This is a genomic window from Streptodolium elevatio (assembly GCF_053592165.1).
In genome coordinates, this window is record NZ_JBSFVE010000009.1 from 1 (window position 1) to 16,832 (window position 16,832).

The window sequence follows — 16,832 nt, forward strand, 5'->3', positions numbered from 1 at the left end:
ACCGGGTCCACGCCCGCATCCGCGGGCCCGTCGAACGCGGCGTCGCCACCGCAAAGCACTGGCGCGTCCTACGCGGCGCACGCTGCAGCCCCAGCCGCATGAGCCGCATCACCGCCGCCATCCTCACCCTCACGATCTACACCTGAAAAGGCCTCACTGTCAGTTCATGCGGCGAGTTGCAACTCTTCGAACTCGGCGTGTACTTCGCGTGGAGGGCGGTAACCCAAGGCCGAGTGAAGGCGTTTGCGATTGTACCAGAATTCGATGTATCGGTTGATGTCCCGTCGGGCCGCCTCGCGACCTGGGTAACTCACGCGTGAGACACGTTCGTTCTTCAAAGTCGAGAAGAACGATTCGGCCATGGCGTTGTCGAAGCAGATCCCTGTACGGCCGACGGAACGGCGCAGCCCGAGTTCGCCGAGCACCGCCGCGTACTCCGTCGACATGTAGTTGCTCCCGCGGTCCGAATGGAATATCGCGCCCTCGGCGAGTGGGCGGTTCCGTGCCGCACTGCGGATCGCGCGGGATATCAGTGACGTCTGGTAGTGGTCGCCCGTCGCGTAGCCGATGACTTCCTTGGTGCAGCAGTCGAGAACGGTCGCCAGGTAGAGCCAGCCTTCACCGGTCGGAATGTAGGTGATGTCGCCGACCAGTTTTTCGCCGGGCGCCTCGGCGGTGAAGTCGCGCCCGACCAGGTCGGGCGCGGCAACGGCCGACGCCTGGGTGAGAGACCAGCGTTTCGGCCGCGGCTGGCAGGGGACCAGGCCCAGTTCGCGCATGATCTGACGTACCAGCTCCGGGCCGGCCGAGGCGTCCCAGCGCAGGAGTTGGGCGTGGATGCGCCGGTATCCGTATGTGCTGTCGGACTCCTCGAATGCCTTGGCGACGAGCAGCATCAATTCCGCGCGCCTTTGCGACGTCGCGGAATCCGGGCGGCGGCGCCACTCGTAGTATCCGGATCGGGACACGCCGAGTCGGTCGCACATGAACTCCACGGGACATGCGTACTCCGCGGTATCGAGTCGCATCGATTCGATGAACTCGTACTTGCTCGCTACCGGGGATCCTTCGCGAAGTACGCTGCGGCTTTTTTCAGGAAGCTGACTTCCATCTCCAACTCGCGGTTTCGTCGTTCGAGTTCTTTGAGCCTGGCGCGCTCGTCCAGGGCCAGCGGCTCGTCCGGGCGCTCCTGCCCCCGCTCGTACTGCCGGACCCATGTCCGAAGCGTCTCCGGGTGCATGCCGAGTAGAGAAGCGAGGGACGAGGTCGGACGGCGCCTGAACAAGCCCGCGTAACAGGTGACCACGGCGGACATCGCCCGCGTCTGGGGAAGATACGCGGCCACGAACCTCAATGAGTTCGTCGCTGTCCTGGTCACTGACTCGATTGTCAACGGGCCCCACGCGGACGGCTTCAGCCATCGCGTCTACGACCGTCTGCAGGTCGCGGTGAGCGACTTCAAGCCCGGGACCGGTGCGCAATTGCAGAACTGGCACGGACGACCGCACACCCGCGACGGCCGCGGCATCGTCGAACTGTCTGACAAGCCACCGGTGTTGACGCCCGCGCCGCCCTCGCAGCGGGAAGAAACCAGCCAGATCCATGCCCGGCTGCTCCGACAGGTTGAAGATTGGACCCGGGCCCGCGAGGCGCGGGGGATCGAGATCGGCCACATCGTGGCAGCCTCGGCCGGTCTCGCCCCGATGACCAAGTCCGCCGCTCTCCGAAAGAGCCCCACTCCGGGACGCTGCTCCTCGGATGCGATCCGGTCCGGATCGGTGATCGGCTCGGGCCGCGCCCGTAGTGGCGCCGCCTGGTGGAGCGTTCGGTGCGGACGATGCTGGTTGTAGTGCCGCTCGAACTCGCGCAGCGCGTGGAGCAGATGCCGTTGGTTCCATATGAGCGTCCGGTCGAGGAGTTCGTGGCGGCAGGTGCGAACCCAGCGTTCCATGACCGCGTTCATCCGCGGGCATGCGGACGCCGGTGACGACGGTGCGGATCCCGGCGTCGGCGAGGATCTCGTCGAATAGCCCGGGGAACTTCCCGTCCCGGTCGCGGATCATGAACGCGGCCCTGGCGCCGGCGTCTTCGAGGTCCAAGGCCAGGTTGCGGGCCGCTTGGGCCACCCAGGCGGCGGTCGGGTGCGGCGTGGCGCCGAGGACCCGGACCCGGCGGGTGGCGTGCTCGATGACCGCGAGCACGTACTGGCGCTGCCCGTTCAGGGTGACCGTCTCGAGGAAGTCGCACGCGAGGACCGCCTCGGTCTGGGAGCGCAGGAACGCGGCCCAGGTGGTGGCGCCGCGTTCGGGTGCGGGGTCGATGTCCGCGGCCTTGAGGATCTCCCAGACGGTGGAGGCGGTGATGCGTATGCCGAGGACGGCGAGTTCACGGTGGATGCGGCGGTAGCCCCAGGCCGGGTTCTCCCGCGCCAGCCGGATCACCAGGACGCGGATCGAGCGGACGGTCGGCGGACGCCAGGGTCGCTTCGGGCGGGACGTGGCCGCGTCTCGGCGGCGGACCAGGTCGCGGTGCCAGCGCAGCACGGTGTCCGGCTGCACGGTCAGCCGCAGCCGTCGCAGCACCTCGCGCGGCAGCGGGTGCAGCAGCGTGGCGAGCCATGCCCGGTCAGCCGCGGTGAACCGCGGCCACTGGTCCCCGAGCTGGCGTTCCAGGACGGTGAGCTGGTGACGCAACGCCAGAATCTCGGCGTCCTTGTCGCGGTCGCCCATCGGGAGCAGCCACAATGCGGCGAACGCGTTCGTAACGGCGAGGTAGGCGAGTCGAAGCAGCACGAGTGATCATGCTGCCGCGGCAGCGATCGTGCCCGGCCAGCGGGTTAACGACACCGCTCGCGTGCAGCCGCCGAAGGCACTCTCACCTGCACGGATCCGGACAGTGGGCGGCCAGGTACTCGCGACGGGATACGGCGGGGTGCACCTGACGCCGACCTCTCCCCGACACCAGACTTCAGTTGAGCTCCAGGGACGTACCGAGGCCCGGTGCTTCTTTGAGCTCGTGGGCCTTGTCGATCTGTGGAGGGGTGGTACTGCGCAGGATCTCGGGGCGGTTGGCCGTAACCGTGGATGGGCTACGGGGGGCGGGGCTTTTCGGGGCCGCGGCGGTGTTGGCCGCGGGGGTGAGACCGGCGCAGGCGACCGCCATCGCGCCGTGGATCTCGGTCGTCCGGCTGATGCGGGCGTCTTCCAGCCGGCCGGGCGATGCGGTCGGTGCGCCTGGCGGCAACACGGGATATTCGTCGAAGAGTTCGGAGATGCCGTGGGAGTTGTCGGTGCGCGGCCGCCCGCGCCATTTTTGTAGTTTCGCACCGGGGCCGGGTTTGAAGTTGCTCACTGCGACTTGCAGGCGGTCGTACACACGGTGGCTGAAGCGGTCCGCATAGGGCCCATTGACGATCTTGTCGGCGACCAAGAGGGGCACGAACTCGCTGAGGTCGGTGGCCGCGTACTCTCCCCAGACGCTTACGACATCCTCACGGGATACCTGGTCCGTGGGTTTACCCACGCGTCGGCCGACCTCGGCCAACGCCTCGTCGCGCAGCGCCAGCGGATGGCCCGGGACCACGTCGGCCTCGCGCCATTCGGGGTGGGCCATCGCTTTGTCGACCGAATGGATGTACTCGTGCACACCTGCGGGCGTCGGCAGGATTGCGCCCAACCCCAGGAGCAGCCGATCGCGCTCGGTCGCGCGTAGGGCGGCGTCATTGATCCGCTGTGTGTCAGGGTCCGCGGACAGGTAGGAATCGGAGTCCACGAGGATTTCCGACCGCGCGTGCACAAAGCGATCAGGCTTGTTGTCGGCGGACGGGGACATGTAAAGAGTCGACCCTGTCTGGGCGGACACTTGGCCGTGGTCGACACCGACCAGGGGCTGGTTGCTCAGTGGTCTGTCGTCCACCAGCGACACCGGGGCGTCGGGGAAGTGCTCGGCCGCCAACAGCATCCCGTCCAGGAAATGACGCGCCCGGTCAGGATCGACGTTGTCTCCGAACGTCACCTCCGCTACGTGGGGGTAACGTCCGTCGAGCCCTGCTTGTGAGGCTTGGAGCGCCCGGGCGGCAGCCGCGTTGATTTCGGCGATCCCGGACGCCGCGGCGAGCCACGGATTGCGGACCGGGAAGGGATCCACCGGCACACCCGCACGCCAGAGCAGATGGCGGAGGACTTGCTGAGAGCGGTCGATACTCCACGCCCAGGGCCGGTCTGAACGCGCCGAGGCTGCCGCCAGAGCATCGGCACGCCCGGCGAGGCGGCGGACGGTCTGCCAGATGCGGCCCAGGCCCTCCGGCCAAAACCTCTCCGAAAACTCACCTGACATAGGTGTGCCAGACCCCACGTTTCAGAATGACGCACCCGCCTCACACACCGACCATTCACACACGCTGCAAGGCAAGCAATCTTGTCGCATGCGTGCTTTCTGTTCACACGTCGCTGCGTGTCCGCCATCGGACCCGCGCAAATCGGATGGGTGCAGTCAGGACAGGTGGCGGATGGACTCGCTGTTGGAGGAGTCGGAGGGTCTGACACGGAAATGAACCACGGCCGAGCTGGTCAGGTGGCAGTGATGGGTTCGAAGCGGATGGTCAGTCCGAGGTCGTTGGCTTGCTTGACCATGCGGCGCATGGCGCGTTCGGGGTCACGTTTGGTGAAGTGGTCGGTGCCGAGTTCTCGGTAGGCGGTCTTGTCGTGTAGGACGTGCCAGATCGCGATGGCGAGTTTGTGCATGACCGCGACCAGCGCGCGTCTGCCGCCCCGCCGGGCGGCGATGCGTCGGAAGAACACCGCGAGGTAGCTGTCCTTGCGTCTGATCGCGACCATGGCGGCGATGCCGAGCAGGCGTTTGAGGTTGCTGTTGCCCGGGCGGGTGCGGCCGGACTTGCTGACTCCAGCGGACTCGTTCTGGCCCGGGCAGACCCCGGTCCAGGAGGCCAGGTGGCGGGCGGAAGCGAACTGGGCCATGTCACCGCCGGTCTCGGCGATGATGATCTCTGCGCCGAGGCGGCCGATGCCGGGAACGGTGGCCAGGTTCGCCAGGTCTTGCTCGCGGTCGGCCAGCAGCGCGGCGATGCGGGCGTCGAACGTGGCGATGACGCCTCTCCAGCGGTCGATCTCGTCGAGGTAGTGCCGGACCATGAACGCGTGGTGGTCGGTGAATTCGCCGTCCAGGGCTGCGACGAGGGCGGGGATCTTGTTGCGGGCCTTGCCGCGGGTGAGGTCGGCGAGACGGGCCGGATCGCGTTCGCCCGCGACGAGGGCTTCCAGGATGGCCCGGCCGCTGGCGCCGGTGATGTCGCTCAGGAGCGAGGACAGTTTCATGCCGGTGTCCTCCAGTTCCTTCTCCAGCCGTTGGGCCTCCCAGCCCGCCGCCCGGACCAACTCGGTGCGGCGGCGCGTCAGATCGCGCAGTTCCCGGATGTCGCGCTGCGGAACGAACGAGGCCATCACCATCCCGGAGGCGCCGGCCCGTGCGAGGAAGGCCGCGTCACTGGGGTCGGTCTTGCGGCCCCGGATGCCCTTGAGATGGGCGGGGTTCACCAGCATCAGGTTCAGGTGCGGCTGCAGCAGGTAGTAGACACCGCGCCAATAGTCAGAGGTCGCCTCCATCACCACGACCTCGACCCGGCGTTCGAGCAACCAGGCCAGCAGGCGCCGGACTTCGGCGGAGGTCGTGCCGAACCGCTCCGTCTCCAAGGACCAGCTGCCAGCCCGCTGCGGACTCGGTGCGCGAACGCAGGCAAGCAGGAAACGCTTGCCCAGATCCACCCCCGCAGAACGCAGATGGATGACTTCGTCCTTCACATCCTGGAGCCGGGGCATCGTGTTCTCCCTCCCGCGCGGCGCATCCGGCGGGCGTCCCGGAGGGGCCAGGGCAGAAGGTGGAGTCTGACACGCGTGCTCCCGACACCGGATGCTCGATGCTTTGGCAACAATCCGTGATCCCTTGGCAGGCCCCCATCGCCATCCTGTAAAACGAGCTCGCTCGCATCGCAGACCCATCGGCTGACCGAGACGCCCGACCCATTTTCCCGTACCCGAGATGATCAGCGAAGCGGATCTGGCCCACCAGTAAATCGAACGGCTCTGCCTCACTTTCGGTGGTAACACGGTGTGAGTCCGTGATCATGTTCGGGTGTTGAGCGCGAACGAGCTTGTGGGCGTGGTGTTTTCGGGGCTTGCGCCGCTGGTGATCGATGAGGTTGTGGACGAGGGCGATGTCATCCGGGTGTGGGCCCGGACGCCTGGCGGGCCGGTGGTTTGCCCGGATTGCGGTGCTCGGACCGGTCGGGTGCACGCCTTCCATGAACGCACGGTGACGGACGTGCCCGTTGACGCCCGCAGGGTCGTCGTTCTGGCGCGGCTCCGCCGATTCGTCTGCCCCGCCCCAGGTTGCCCCAGGATCACGTTTCGTGAGCAGGTCCCTGGTGTTTTGGAGCGCTACCAGCGTCGGACAGTGCGGCGGCTCGCCCAGGTCCGTGCCGTGGGGCGCGAACTCGCGGGCCGCGCGGGTGCACGGACGTTGGAGGCGCTTGGCGCCGGGGTGCCGCGGTGCACGGCTTTGCGTGTCCTGACCGGTATCCCGTTGCCGGTCCGCCGGGTTCCACGGGTTCTGGGCGTCGACGACTTCGCGCTCAAGCGCCGCCATCGCTACGCGACGGTGCTGACGGACGCCGAGACCGGCGAACGCATCGACGTGCTGGCTGGCCGTGGCGTCGGCGCGCTCGAAGCGTGGCTGGGACAGCATCCCGGCGTCGAGATCGTCTGCCGCGACGGCTCGGGCGCCTACGCCGAGGCGATACGCCGCGCGCTGCCCAACGCGATACAGGTGTCCGACAGGTGGCATTTATGGCGGAACCTATGCGATAAAACGCTCGCCGAAGTCCGCTCGCACAGCGCGTGCTGGGCCACCGTCAACCCACCCCGACCCGGCGGTGTCCACGAGCAGACCACCCGCGAACGCTGGCATCAGGTCCACGACCTGCTCGGCAGAGGCGTCAGCCTCCTCGAGTGCGCCCGCCGGCTGGACGTGTCCCTGAACACCGTCAAACGGTACGCACGCACCCGCGAACCCGACACCCTGCGCCGCGCGCCGCGCTACCGGCCGACATTGGTCGATCCCTACCGGGCGGGGGTTGCTCAGCACGGAGTTCACGGACGTGGGGGTCCACGCTTGGGCGGTGCGGTGGGGGTTGCGTTCGCGGTCGGCGGCGGCCGGGCAGGGGATCTGCATGTCGTTGAGGGCTCGGGTGATCCGGACCATGCTGTGGCCGGCGAGGCGTTGTTGGAACATCCAGGTGACGACGGGGCCGTTTGTCGGGTCGATGTCCAGGCGGCGGGCGCGGACGCTGCGGCGTGCGAGGGCGCGGTTCGGGTGTGGTCCGGCGTCGACGAGCCGATAGCCGTACGGGGGTCGACCGCCGAGGTAGCGGCCTTGGTCGCGGGCCTGCACGGTCATCGAGGTCCGGGCCCGCATTCGTGCGCGGACGACTTCGCGTTTGGCGATGATGCCCAGCAGCACCATGAGTTCGTCGTGTGCCGCAATCTCCGGGTCGTCCTCTCCGCCGAGTTCGGGTAGCCACATGGAGACTCCGTAGTGCGCGAACAGCGGTGCCATGGTCGCGAACTGTTGTCCGTAGAAGGCTCTTTCGCTGGATCCGATGACGATCGCGTCGAGGTCGCGGTCGGGATCCGCAAGCGCGGCGACCAAGGCGGCGGCGTCGGGGCGTCGCGCCCGCGGGATGGAGCGGCTGTGCGCCACGGCGCGAGCGCCCAGACGTTGCCGAAACCGAACAGGAAGGTCAGGTCGACGACGGCGCCCATAACCAGGGTGACGGCGTGGACTGCGGAGTCCCGGGGGTTGCGGGGGTTGCCGACTGCATGCATCGGGGGTGCGATTGCGGTCGTCATCACAGCACCGCAATCTGCTGCGCCTTGCGACATGGCATGGAGTCGTCGAGCGGAGGGTTGCTCAGCCAGTCACGCTGGGAGAACGCGAGCTGGTGTCGAACGACGCGGACCACCCCCTGTTCTGCGAGCATTCGGTGTCATGGTCGATGCCGTGGACATCTTCGCGCCCCCGCCCCAGAAGCCTGCCGGTGACGCCGGCGTCGATGCAGGCCTGCGGTGACCCGCTCTTCCGCGGGGGAGGGGGCCGCGTCGCCGGGTCGGGTGTCGCGTCACCTGCGGTGGCGTGATTCGTGGGTCGGTCGGGGGTTGCGGCGGGGCGGTGAGGTGGAGTTGTGGCAGCGTGCGCTGGGTTTCGCGGCGCTGGGTCTGCTGACGCTGGTGCCGCTGCTGTTCGTGGTCTCGGCGGCGGATCCGGAGCGGGGGCGGGGGTTCGCGCAGTGGCTGGGCGATGCGCTGGGGGTGTCGTCGGCTGCCCGGGTCGAGGTGGAGCGGTTGTTCGCGCGGCCGGCGCAGACGTTCCGGACGACGACGGCGTTCGGTCTCGCGGCGCTGGCGGTGTTCGGGGTGTCGTTCGGCGCTGCGGTGCAGATCGGGTACGAGAAGGTCTGGGGTCTGGTGCCGGCTCGGTGGTGGGCCAGGTGGCGGCACGTGCTGTGGCTGGCTGTGCTGACGGGGTTCTTGTTCGTGTCGGCGACCAGCTCGCTGTGGCGTCGTTCGCCGGTCGGCGGGGTGCTGGCGGTGCTGAGCGCGGTGGTGTTCTTCTGGTGGTCGCAGCGGCTGCTGCTGGGCGGTCGTATCGCGTGGCGTGCGCTGCTGCCCGGGGCGGTGGCCACGACGGCGGGGCTGCTTGGGCTGAGGTTGTTCTCCCGGCTGGTTTTCTCGCCGCTGATCGCCTCGAACGCGGTCACGTACGGCCCGTTCGGGACGGTGCTGGTGATCCAGTCCTGGCTGGTGGGCGTGGGCGTGGTGGTGTTCGGCGGCGCGCTGGTCGGCCGTTTGCTGGACGAGGAACTGCCCCGCGCGACGCGGGCGCTGCGGCGGCGGGCGTGAACGGACGCCGACCCAGGGCGTGATCCTCGCCGACATCCACGGCAGCACACGGGGTGGGTGACAAGGACGGTCGGCGGGAACACCCCGATCCGGCTCTGCCCGACGGGACGGACCCCTGCGGCCGGTCCCGGGAGATCGAGTTCCACCCGACCGTCGATCCGGATGTCAGCGAACTCGGCGACTCCCTGGAGGAGTTCTGTGCTCCACGACTTCTGGTCCGGCCACGTCGACCGCTGGCGTTCGAGCTGGAGATCCGCGCCGGTTCCCTGCCGCAGGTCCGAGGAGCTCGATCGTGCAGCCGAACCGGATCTGGGCGCGACGGACACCGGGCGTGGCCCTGGCCGGTCCAGCGGCGAGGCGAGGTGGGATACGTTGCCGTACGGCAACTGCGGCCCGGAGCGCTCCGCCCGCAGGAAACGAGGACCAGTGTGACGACTGGCAGGCCGCCGTCCGGCTACTCGGCGCTGTTGGTGGAGGACGACGACGTCGATGCGATGCTGGTCGAGGAAGTGCTGCTCAGCCTGGGAGGGGCGCGTTCCCTCCACCGCGAATGCGACGGGGGTGGCCGCGCTGGAGTTGCCGCGTGACCGGCGTCCGGACCTGATCGTGTTGGATCTGAACAGGCCGCGCATGAACGGCCGCGAGTTCCTGCGCCGCGTCAAGGCCGACGGGGACCTGCGGACCATCCCCGTGGTGGTGCCGACCACCTCCCAGGCGCCCGACGCCATCGAGGCCGCGTACCGCGACCACGGCAACGCCTATGTCACCAAGGCGGTCAACCTCGACCACTTCACCCGCACAGTGCGCGGCATCGACCGGTTCTTCCTCGGCGCCGACACCCTCCCCGAACCGGACGCCGGTTCGTGCCCCCAGGCGTTCGGACCCGGCCGACAAGGCGTCCGATGCCGGCAACTGCGGTGTCCGCAGGACCCGTCCGAGGAGGTAGGGCGAACGGCATGGCGGCGCTGTGGATCAACATCCTGCTCGGCCACGGCCAGCAGCTGGTCTACAGAACGGGGTAATGGCGACGCCCGGCGGGATCCGCGGTCTTGCAAGTCGTAAGGTCGCGGTTGCCTTTCGCTTTGGCGCCCGATCACCCGGAACGTGTAGTCCGTGGTCTTGCCTTGGTCGTGCCAGACGATGATCACGTACCGATTGCCGGGTTCGAGGTTGACGAGGGTGATGTCGAAGCACAGGTTGGCGGGGCTGTACACGCGCGGTGCGGGGCTGTCCTCGACCACGGCGACGGAGACACCGGTGCACGGCGGCGCGCCGGACAGGCGCAGGGCGGTGGGTTTGTCGGCCTGGACGGTGCAGAGGTCGACGCGGCCGGGGATTTCCGGTTTTTCGGTGACCTGGCATCCGAGGGGGTCTGCAGGCCAGGCGGTGTTCGCGGCCGCTGCCTGATCATCGAGGGCCGCGCGTTCCAGCCATTCGCCCGGCCGGGCGCGTTTGTTTGGCGTGAACCGGCCACCTCGCCGAGGCGGGGAACGAGCTGCTGCGGTTAGGCTGGTGGCGCCGGGTCGAGACCCCGCCCGCGTGCAACGACACAGGGTGCCGAAGAGTCCCCTGTGCGGCGCGACGAGGGGAGTCCGCACGTGTTCCCGGCTTCGCCCGGATGGGCTTTCAACCGCCTGTACGCGGCGGCGGGATGGCTGACCAGCCCGCTGTCACCCGACGACTACCTCGGCCTGGTCGATCCGCTGCTCGACGCCCGGCATCCCGCAGGCCGCGTGACGGCGGTACGCGCGGAGACCGCCGACGCCACGACCCTGGTGATCCGTCCCGGCCGGGGCTGGGCCGGACACCGCGCCGGGCAGTACCTGCCCGTCGGGGTCGAGGTAAACGGCGTGCGCGTGTGGCGCACGTACTCGCTCACCTCGCCCGCCGGCCGCGCGGACGGACTCGTGGAGATCACCATCAAGGCGGCGCCGCACGGCCGGGCGTCGCCGTTCCTGGCACACCGCTCCCCACCCGGGACGGTGCTGCGACTGGGCCCGGCACAAGGCGAGTTCACACTGCCCGGCGTACTGCCGCCGCGCATGCTGATGGTCACCGCGGGCAGCGGGATCACCCCCGTCATGGGGCTGCTCCGGACACTCGGGCAGCGCCCGCCCCCGCACCCGGAAGTGCTGCTGCTGCACAGCGCGCCCGACGCCCGCGCCTGCCTGTTCCGCAGCGAACTCCTCGCCATGAACCGCCGGTTGCCGTGGTTCCGATTCCACGAGCACCACACCCGCCGGCACGGCCTTCCAATCGGGCATCTGAGCCCCCGGCACATCGCCGAGCTCTGTCCGGACTGGCCGGAGCGCGAGACCTGGGCCTGCGGCCCCGGACCGATGCTCGACAACGTCCAAGGGCACTGGGCACACGCCGGGGTCGCGGGCCGCCTGCACCTCGAACGGTTCCAGCTCGCCCCGTTCGCCCCCTCCGCCACCCGCGCCGCCGCCGGGCGCGTCCACTTCGCGCGCTCGGGGGTCAAGGCGCGCGCCCACGCGTCCGTCCCGCTCCTCGAAGTCGGCGAGCAGGCAGGCGTCGCGATGCCGTACGGCTGCCGCCGCGGGATCTGCTTCGGCTGCCTGGCCCCGCTGGTCCACGGCCGGGTCCGCGACCTGCGCACCGGCGAGGTCAACGGCGAGCCCGGCCGACTGATCCAGACCTGCGTTTCGGCTGCGGTGGGACCCCTCGCACTCGATCTGTGACCCGCCCGGAGAGGACCACCATGTCCGTTGACGCCCTGGAAGTGCGGTCCCCTACCCGCTCTGCCGCCCCTGCATCCCCGGTCTGCCCGGCATGCCCGGCCGACGATTTCGGCGCGGAGCTCGACCGCATCCGCGCCGACGTCACGGCCGCCCGAGGCAGCGACGACGCCCGCTACATCCGTACCGTGATCGCCACCCAGCGCGGCCTCGAAGTTGGCGGCCGCATCGCCCTCGCCGTCTCGCTGTTCCCGCCTGCCTGGGTCGCGGGGACGGCGATGCTCAGCATCGCCAAGATCCTGGAGAACATGGAGATCGGCCACAACGTCCTGCACGGCCAATGGGACTGGATGGGCGACCCCGCCATCCACTCCACCACGTGGGAATGGGACTTCCTCACCCCCGCCGACGCCTGGAAGCACACCCACAACGACCTGCACCACACCTGGACCAACGTCGTCGGCCGCGACCGCGACCTCGGGTACACGATCCTGCGGATGACCCCGGAACAGCCGTGGAAGCCGATCCACCTGGTCCAACCGCTGTACAACGTGCTCCTGGCCCCCGTCTTCGAATGGGGCATCGCCCTGTTCGACCTGGAGACCGAAGCCGTCGCCGAGGGCGGCAAGACGCGCACGAGCCTGCTGCGCGACATCCGCCGACTGGGCCGCAAGGCCGCAAGGCAACTCGCCAAGGACTACCTGGTGTTCCCCGCGCTCGCCGGGCCGTCCGCGCTGCCCTGCCTGCTCGGCAACCTGGTGGCGAACACCGTGCGCAACGTGTGGGCGCACACCATCATCTTCTGCGGCCACTTCCCCGACGACGTACGGACCTTCACCGAACACCAAGTCGCGGACGAACCGCGCGCCCAGTGGTACGCACGCCAGATCCAAGGGTCCGCGAACATCGAAGGCGGCCCGCTCTTCCACATCCTCAGTGGCAACCTCGGCCACCAGATCGAACACCACCTCTTCCCCGACCTGCCGAGCAACCGCTACGCGGAGATGGCCCCGCGGGTACGGGAACTCTGCGAGCAGTACGGCATCGGTTACGTCACCGGCCCGCTGTCGCGCCAGTACGCCTCGATGTGGGGCCGCGTCCTGCGCCACGCCCTGCCCACGGCGTAAGCGCGGCGTCTGCTGACGCGCTAACAACCCCTGGGCGCCGCCGCGTCTGCACGGCGTCAGTACCGACGCGAGGCGAGTGTCCAGGCCATGCAGCCGGCGATGAATAGCCGCTATCCGGTCACACGCGACCCCTGGCGCTGGATGGTCGTGGCTGCGGTGCCAGGAACTGGGAGAGCTGGGGAGCTGGGGGGAGTGGTGTCCTCGTGGCGTGCGCTGGCATCGCTGGCATCTCCGGCGGGCGCCTGGGCCGCGTGGCCTCCGGGCGCGCGAACTTGAGGATCCCTCCGAGTCGTTGGCGGCGTCGAATCCGGTCGGGGCGGGAATGTGATCACGTTCGGGACGTCGTCCGGGGCCCGCAGGTCGAGTCCGTGGCCTTGGTGGCTGCGGTCGGAGTTGTAGTGCTCGACGTATGCGTCGAGGACTACGCGCAGGTGGTGGACGCCGGTGACGAGGAGCTGGTCGGTGCATCAGCGGCGGGCGTAGGCGATCCAGAGTTCCGCGAACGCGTTCGTCCATGGTGCCTGGGGCGCGGTGGGAACGACCGCGATGCCGATCGCGGCGAAGACGGCGTCGAACGCGGCGGAGAACTTCGCGTTCCGATCGCGGATCAGATGCGCGAACCGGTGTCGGGCGTCCTCAAGGTCGGCCGGGAACTCACGGGCGACCTGGATGGCCCACGCCCCGGTCGGATGCGCGGTGACCCCGGGCCAGGATGAGGCCATGGCCTGGATGGCGGTGACGATCCGGTATGCGCTGCGGTGATGACATCGCGCCCCGCACCGCCGAACAGCCGTATCCGCTACCGGCCGGACGTCGTGACGCTACACGCACCGTTCCGCCTCGCGGGCGGTCGCGATAGCAAGGACCACGAAGTTCTTTTGTCTGCCGCAGGGTTGGTGTACCGGTCAAGGGGTGGGCAGGGTGATGGTGTCGAGGAAGAACCGGTCGATGCTGTGCACGGCGCGCGCGAAGTCGTCGAGGTTGACGGGCTTGGTGACGTACGCGTTGCCGTGGTCACGGTAGGCGGCGGTGATGTCGTCGGGAGCCTGGGAGGTGGTCAGCACCACGACGGGGATGGTCTTCAGGTCGTCGTCGGCCTTGACGACCTTGAGGAACTCGTGGCCGTTCATGCGCGGCATGTTCAGGTCCAGCATGATCAGGTCCGGCCGCGGCGCCGAGCGGTCGCGCAGCCGCGCCAGGGCGGCGACCCCGTCCGGTTCGCGGTGTATCGAGCGGGCCGCACCATCAGCGCTGGCCATGGCTTCCTCCACCAGCATCGCGTCGGCGTCGTCGTCCTCCACCATCAGGACCGAGTATCCGGACGGCGGAATGGCTGTGGGCATGGGTTGTTCCCCGATTCCTGTCGTGTGGTTGGTGTGAATGCCCGGCGTCGGGCGCGCCCGCGGCTGGCCGGTGCCGGACGGCAACGCGGTCGACGCGGGCGTGGGTGCGGGGCCGGACCGGGGTGGAGCGGGTCCGCGCGGAGATGCTCGCCGGCGGGCAGGACCGCCTTCGCGCGGTGCTGGGCAGCCGCGGCAGCTCCGGATCCGCCGTGCCCTGGCGGCTGCTGGCCCCCACGCAGCACCGTGCGGACGCCCCTGCGGCGAAAAGGAGCGATGTCGCAGCCGCATCGTGGGACGATCCGCCAAGGTCGGCCAGCCGAGCGAGGGGACGCCGACATGACCCCCCCGGGACAAGGCCGTCTCTGCCGGTGCGCGGCCCGGGGAGTTGACGCTGACCTACCGCGACTGCTTCCCGTGCCTCGCGGTCGGCGACACCGACGCCGCCCCCGAGACGATCCTCGTACCGGACCAGACCGGGATACCGGTCGCCGTCTGTCATGCCGGACCGCCCCCACCAGAGGCGAGCGACGAACCGGCGGCTCCCGCCCCCGACTTCCGCGACCAGTGGTGGGGCCCGCGCGGGCCGCAACTGGTCACGCCGCCAGGGGTGCGCGGCGTGCGGGCGGAACGCCGGTTCCGGCGAGGCAGTCGAAGAGGGCGTCGGCCGGCGCCGGAAGGTGCGGGGCCCGGATCTGTGTTGCGGGGAGGCCGAACAGCAGCGCGGTGGTTCCGGTGACGTCGAGCAGCCGGGTTACCAGCGGACCCGGGCGGCGCAGGCGCAGTATGCCGCCGGCCGCGGCGGTGGCAGCCGACGCTTCCAGGAAGACGCGCAGGCCGCAGCAGCCGCAGTAGGCGACCTGCGCCAGGTCGACGTCGATGGCGCGGACGCCGTCGGCCAGGCACCGTGCCAACACCAGGCGCAGCAGCGCCTCGGAGTCGGGGTCGATGTCTCCGGCCAGGGTGACCACCGCGCGGTCGCGGGTGTCGCGACGGGAGACGTTCAGGAACGGGTGGAGCAGCGCGGACGGGCTAACCGGTGTAGGTGTGCCGAAGGGGGCGATGCATGGGGTGGGCATGGACGCCTCGATTCCCAAAAGGCCGCCCGGCGTACTGAGACGGCGCCCGGATCCTCCCGGGCACCCGGCACGCGGCAGGGGCGGTGATGCGTTCCTGTAGGGAAGGCGAACGGGGCCTCCGGAAATCGGTGGTCCGGTGTTCGCCTTCGGGGGATGCACCGCGCGGTGCGGGTCAACCGGATCCGCACCGCGCAGCCATCAGTGGCGACAAGCGGTATGCCGTCGGGGTCCGGGACGTCCGAGCCACAGCCTAACCCCTCACGCAGCCGAATCGTCCTCCCGCTGACAACCGCTTTGGCGGCGTGAGCACTACAGGCAGGCGAGCGGGCGGCGCACTCCGCGTATCTCGCCGGCTGTGCGGCCATGGTCCGGTTCCCCTGTCCGGGAAGCGATGAACGACCAGGCCGAGGACGCCTTTCGTAACGGCCTCGGCCCACCGTCCGGGCGTCTCTTCGCCGCGGCGCGTCACGGTCGACGTGTCACCCGCACGGCCCAGCCGCCGTGCCGGGCCGGCTTCGGCAGCCGACGGCGTGGACGGTGCGGCAGTCCGCGGTTGTGTGAGGGTCAACGCCGGGACCGGCCGAGAGTGGCGCGGTAGAGGACCAACAGGACGAGGGCGCCGGCTATGGACACGCCCCACGTCTTGAGGTCGAAGAAGTGTTTCTCGAAGGGGCGGTCGAAGAGTTCGGCTGCCGCCCAACCGCCGAGAAGCGCACCGGCGATGCCGATCAGGATCGTGATGATGAAGCCGCCCGGGTCGCGTCCGGGGAGCAGGAATTTGGCGATGACGCCGACGATGAGTCCGAGGATGATCCACGCGATGATGCCCATGACCGGTGCTCCTTGCGGTGCGTTGGCAGGATGGCCGCGGGGAGCGGCCGTTCCGGGACGCCGGATCTTCCCGGGGCGTCCCGCCGTGGCCGCGACGCCGGGCAGGCGGGAGCGGCGTCACCGCACGCGGGGCGTGGGGGCCTCGGCGGTGGTGTCGTCGGGGAGGTGGACGTCGTGGACGGTGATGTTCACCTCGACGACGTCCAGGCCGGTCATGTGCTCAACGGCTTCCACGACGTGTCCGCGGACGTCAGCCGCGACATCGGCGATGCTGATCCCGTAGTCGACCACCACCGTCAGGTCGATGGCGGTCTGCTTCTCGCCGACTTCGACTTTCACGCCGCGGCTGACATCGGTTGCGGTGCCGGGCATCCGGTCGCGCATCGCGCCGTAGCCGCGAGCGAACCCGCCGCCCATGGCGTGGATCCCGCGGACTTCGCGGGCGGCCAGCCCGGCGATCTTCTCGACGACGCCGTCGGCGACGACCGTCTTCCCGCGGGTCGCGGCTTCCTCGACGAGCAGGGCCTGCGGAGTCGGGTCAGCGGTCGGCTCGAAGACCCGGGGCTCGAGCGGCGTGACCGGGTGCTCCGGGCCGGGCCTGGGCTGGATGTGCGCCTGCGGCTGGGGCTTGGGCAGGGTTTGGCTGATCGGCTCCGTCACGCGAAGCCACCTCCTCGGAAGTTCCACCAACGGACGGGCATCGGCCGACCGGTCCCGCCAGGCCCGGCTGCGAAGTCAGACCAGGCGGGCCGCCTGACCGGCGAGACGCCTACGCGTGTGGCCG

13 protein-coding genes and 3 pseudogenes are annotated in these 16,832 nt (G+C 69.5%); 6 read left to right on the forward strand and 10 right to left on the reverse strand.

The window, feature by feature from the left end; genetic code table 11:
- Window positions 1-164: 164 nt before the first annotated feature.
- The 4 genes and pseudogenes from ACWD12_RS17730 to ACWD12_RS17745 all read right to left on the reverse strand — a co-directional run bounded on the left by ACWD12_RS17730 (window position 165) and on the right by ACWD12_RS17745 (window position 5,834).
- The gene (locus ACWD12_RS17730; RefSeq protein WP_450100265.1) at window positions 165-1,604 is read right to left on the reverse strand and encodes an IS3 family transposase; all 1,440 of its coding nucleotides are present in this window, start codon (window positions 1,602-1,604) and stop codon (window positions 165-167) included.
- Between the two features lie 155 nt (window positions 1,605-1,759).
- Window positions 1,760-2,792, reverse strand: a pseudogene (locus ACWD12_RS17735) (integrase core domain-containing protein); the annotation flags it as partial.
- A 175-nt stretch (window positions 2,793-2,967) separates the two neighbouring features.
- A complete protein-coding gene (locus ACWD12_RS17740) occupies window positions 2,968-4,146 on the reverse strand; it encodes a hypothetical protein (protein ID WP_450100266.1) in 1,179 nt (392 codons plus the stop codon).
- Window positions 4,147-4,568: 422 nt separating this feature from the next.
- The gene (locus ACWD12_RS17745; RefSeq protein WP_450100267.1) at window positions 4,569-5,834 is read right to left on the reverse strand and encodes an IS110 family transposase; all 1,266 of its coding nucleotides are present in this window, start codon (window positions 5,832-5,834) and stop codon (window positions 4,569-4,571) included.
- Window positions 5,835-6,150: 316 nt separating this feature from the next.
- On the opposite strand from ACWD12_RS17745, the pseudogene ACWD12_RS17750 reads away from it, so the two are divergent.
- A pseudogene (locus tag ACWD12_RS17750) lies at window positions 6,151-7,140 on the forward strand (ISL3 family transposase); the annotation flags it as partial.
- Window positions 7,141-7,185: 45 nt separating this feature from the next.
- On the opposite strand, the pseudogene ACWD12_RS17755 reads toward ACWD12_RS17750, so the two are convergent.
- Window positions 7,186-7,629: pseudogene (locus ACWD12_RS17755) on the reverse strand (recombinase family protein); the annotation flags it as partial.
- A 617-nt stretch (window positions 7,630-8,246) separates the two neighbouring features.
- On the opposite strand from ACWD12_RS17755, the gene ACWD12_RS17760 reads away from it, so the two are divergent.
- The 5 genes from ACWD12_RS17760 to ACWD12_RS17780 all read left to right on the forward strand — a co-directional run bounded on the left by ACWD12_RS17760 (window position 8,247) and on the right by ACWD12_RS17780 (window position 12,798).
- The gene (locus tag ACWD12_RS17760; protein WP_450100268.1) at window positions 8,247-8,972 is read left to right on the forward strand and encodes a YhjD/YihY/BrkB family envelope integrity protein; all 726 of its coding nucleotides are present in this window, start codon (window positions 8,247-8,249) and stop codon (window positions 8,970-8,972) included.
- A gap of 428 nt (window positions 8,973-9,400) precedes the next feature.
- The gene (locus ACWD12_RS17765) at window positions 9,401-9,559 is read left to right on the forward strand and encodes a hypothetical protein (RefSeq protein WP_450100269.1); all 159 of its coding nucleotides are present in this window, start codon (window positions 9,401-9,403) and stop codon (window positions 9,557-9,559) included.
- Window positions 9,560-9,578: 19 nt separating this feature from the next.
- Window positions 9,579-10,034 carry a hypothetical protein gene (locus tag ACWD12_RS17770; RefSeq protein ID WP_450100270.1) on the forward strand — a complete coding sequence of 152 codons (456 nt, stop codon included), beginning with the start codon at window positions 9,579-9,581 and terminating at the stop codon, window positions 10,032-10,034.
- 536 nt (window positions 10,035-10,570) lie between these two features.
- Window positions 10,571-11,674 (forward strand): ferredoxin reductase, encoded by a 1,104-nt coding sequence (locus tag ACWD12_RS17775; RefSeq protein WP_450100271.1) that lies wholly within the window; start codon window positions 10,571-10,573, stop codon window positions 11,672-11,674.
- A gap of 20 nt (window positions 11,675-11,694) precedes the next feature.
- Window positions 11,695-12,798, forward strand: a complete 1,104-nt coding sequence (locus ACWD12_RS17780) for a fatty acid desaturase family protein (protein ID WP_450100272.1) — start codon at window positions 11,695-11,697, stop codon at window positions 12,796-12,798.
- 467 nt (window positions 12,799-13,265) lie between these two features.
- On the opposite strand, the gene ACWD12_RS17785 is transcribed toward ACWD12_RS17780, so the two are convergent.
- The 5 genes from ACWD12_RS17785 to ACWD12_RS17805 all read right to left on the reverse strand — a co-directional run bounded on the left by ACWD12_RS17785 (window position 13,266) and on the right by ACWD12_RS17805 (window position 16,570).
- Complete coding sequence (locus ACWD12_RS17785; RefSeq protein ID WP_450100273.1) at window positions 13,266-13,520, reverse strand: hypothetical protein; 255 nt, start codon at window positions 13,518-13,520, stop codon at window positions 13,266-13,268.
- A gap of 183 nt (window positions 13,521-13,703) precedes the next feature.
- Entirely contained in the window at window positions 13,704-14,141 is a 438-nt protein-coding gene (locus ACWD12_RS17790) for a response regulator (RefSeq protein ID WP_450100274.1), read from the reverse strand.
- A gap of 593 nt (window positions 14,142-14,734) precedes the next feature.
- On the reverse strand, window positions 14,735-15,217 hold the full coding sequence (locus ACWD12_RS17795) for an STAS domain-containing protein (protein WP_450100275.1): 483 nt from the start codon (window positions 15,215-15,217) through the stop codon (window positions 14,735-14,737).
- Window positions 15,218-15,781: 564 nt separating this feature from the next.
- Window positions 15,782-16,048: a GlsB/YeaQ/YmgE family stress response membrane protein gene (locus ACWD12_RS17800; protein ID WP_450100276.1), complete on the reverse strand. Its 267-nt coding sequence runs from the start codon at window positions 16,046-16,048 to the stop codon at window positions 15,782-15,784.
- A 117-nt stretch (window positions 16,049-16,165) separates the two neighbouring features.
- The gene (locus ACWD12_RS17805) at window positions 16,166-16,570 is read right to left on the reverse strand and encodes an Asp23/Gls24 family envelope stress response protein (RefSeq protein WP_450100515.1); all 405 of its coding nucleotides are present in this window, start codon (window positions 16,568-16,570) and stop codon (window positions 16,166-16,168) included.
- Window positions 16,571-16,832: the final 262 nt, after the last annotated feature.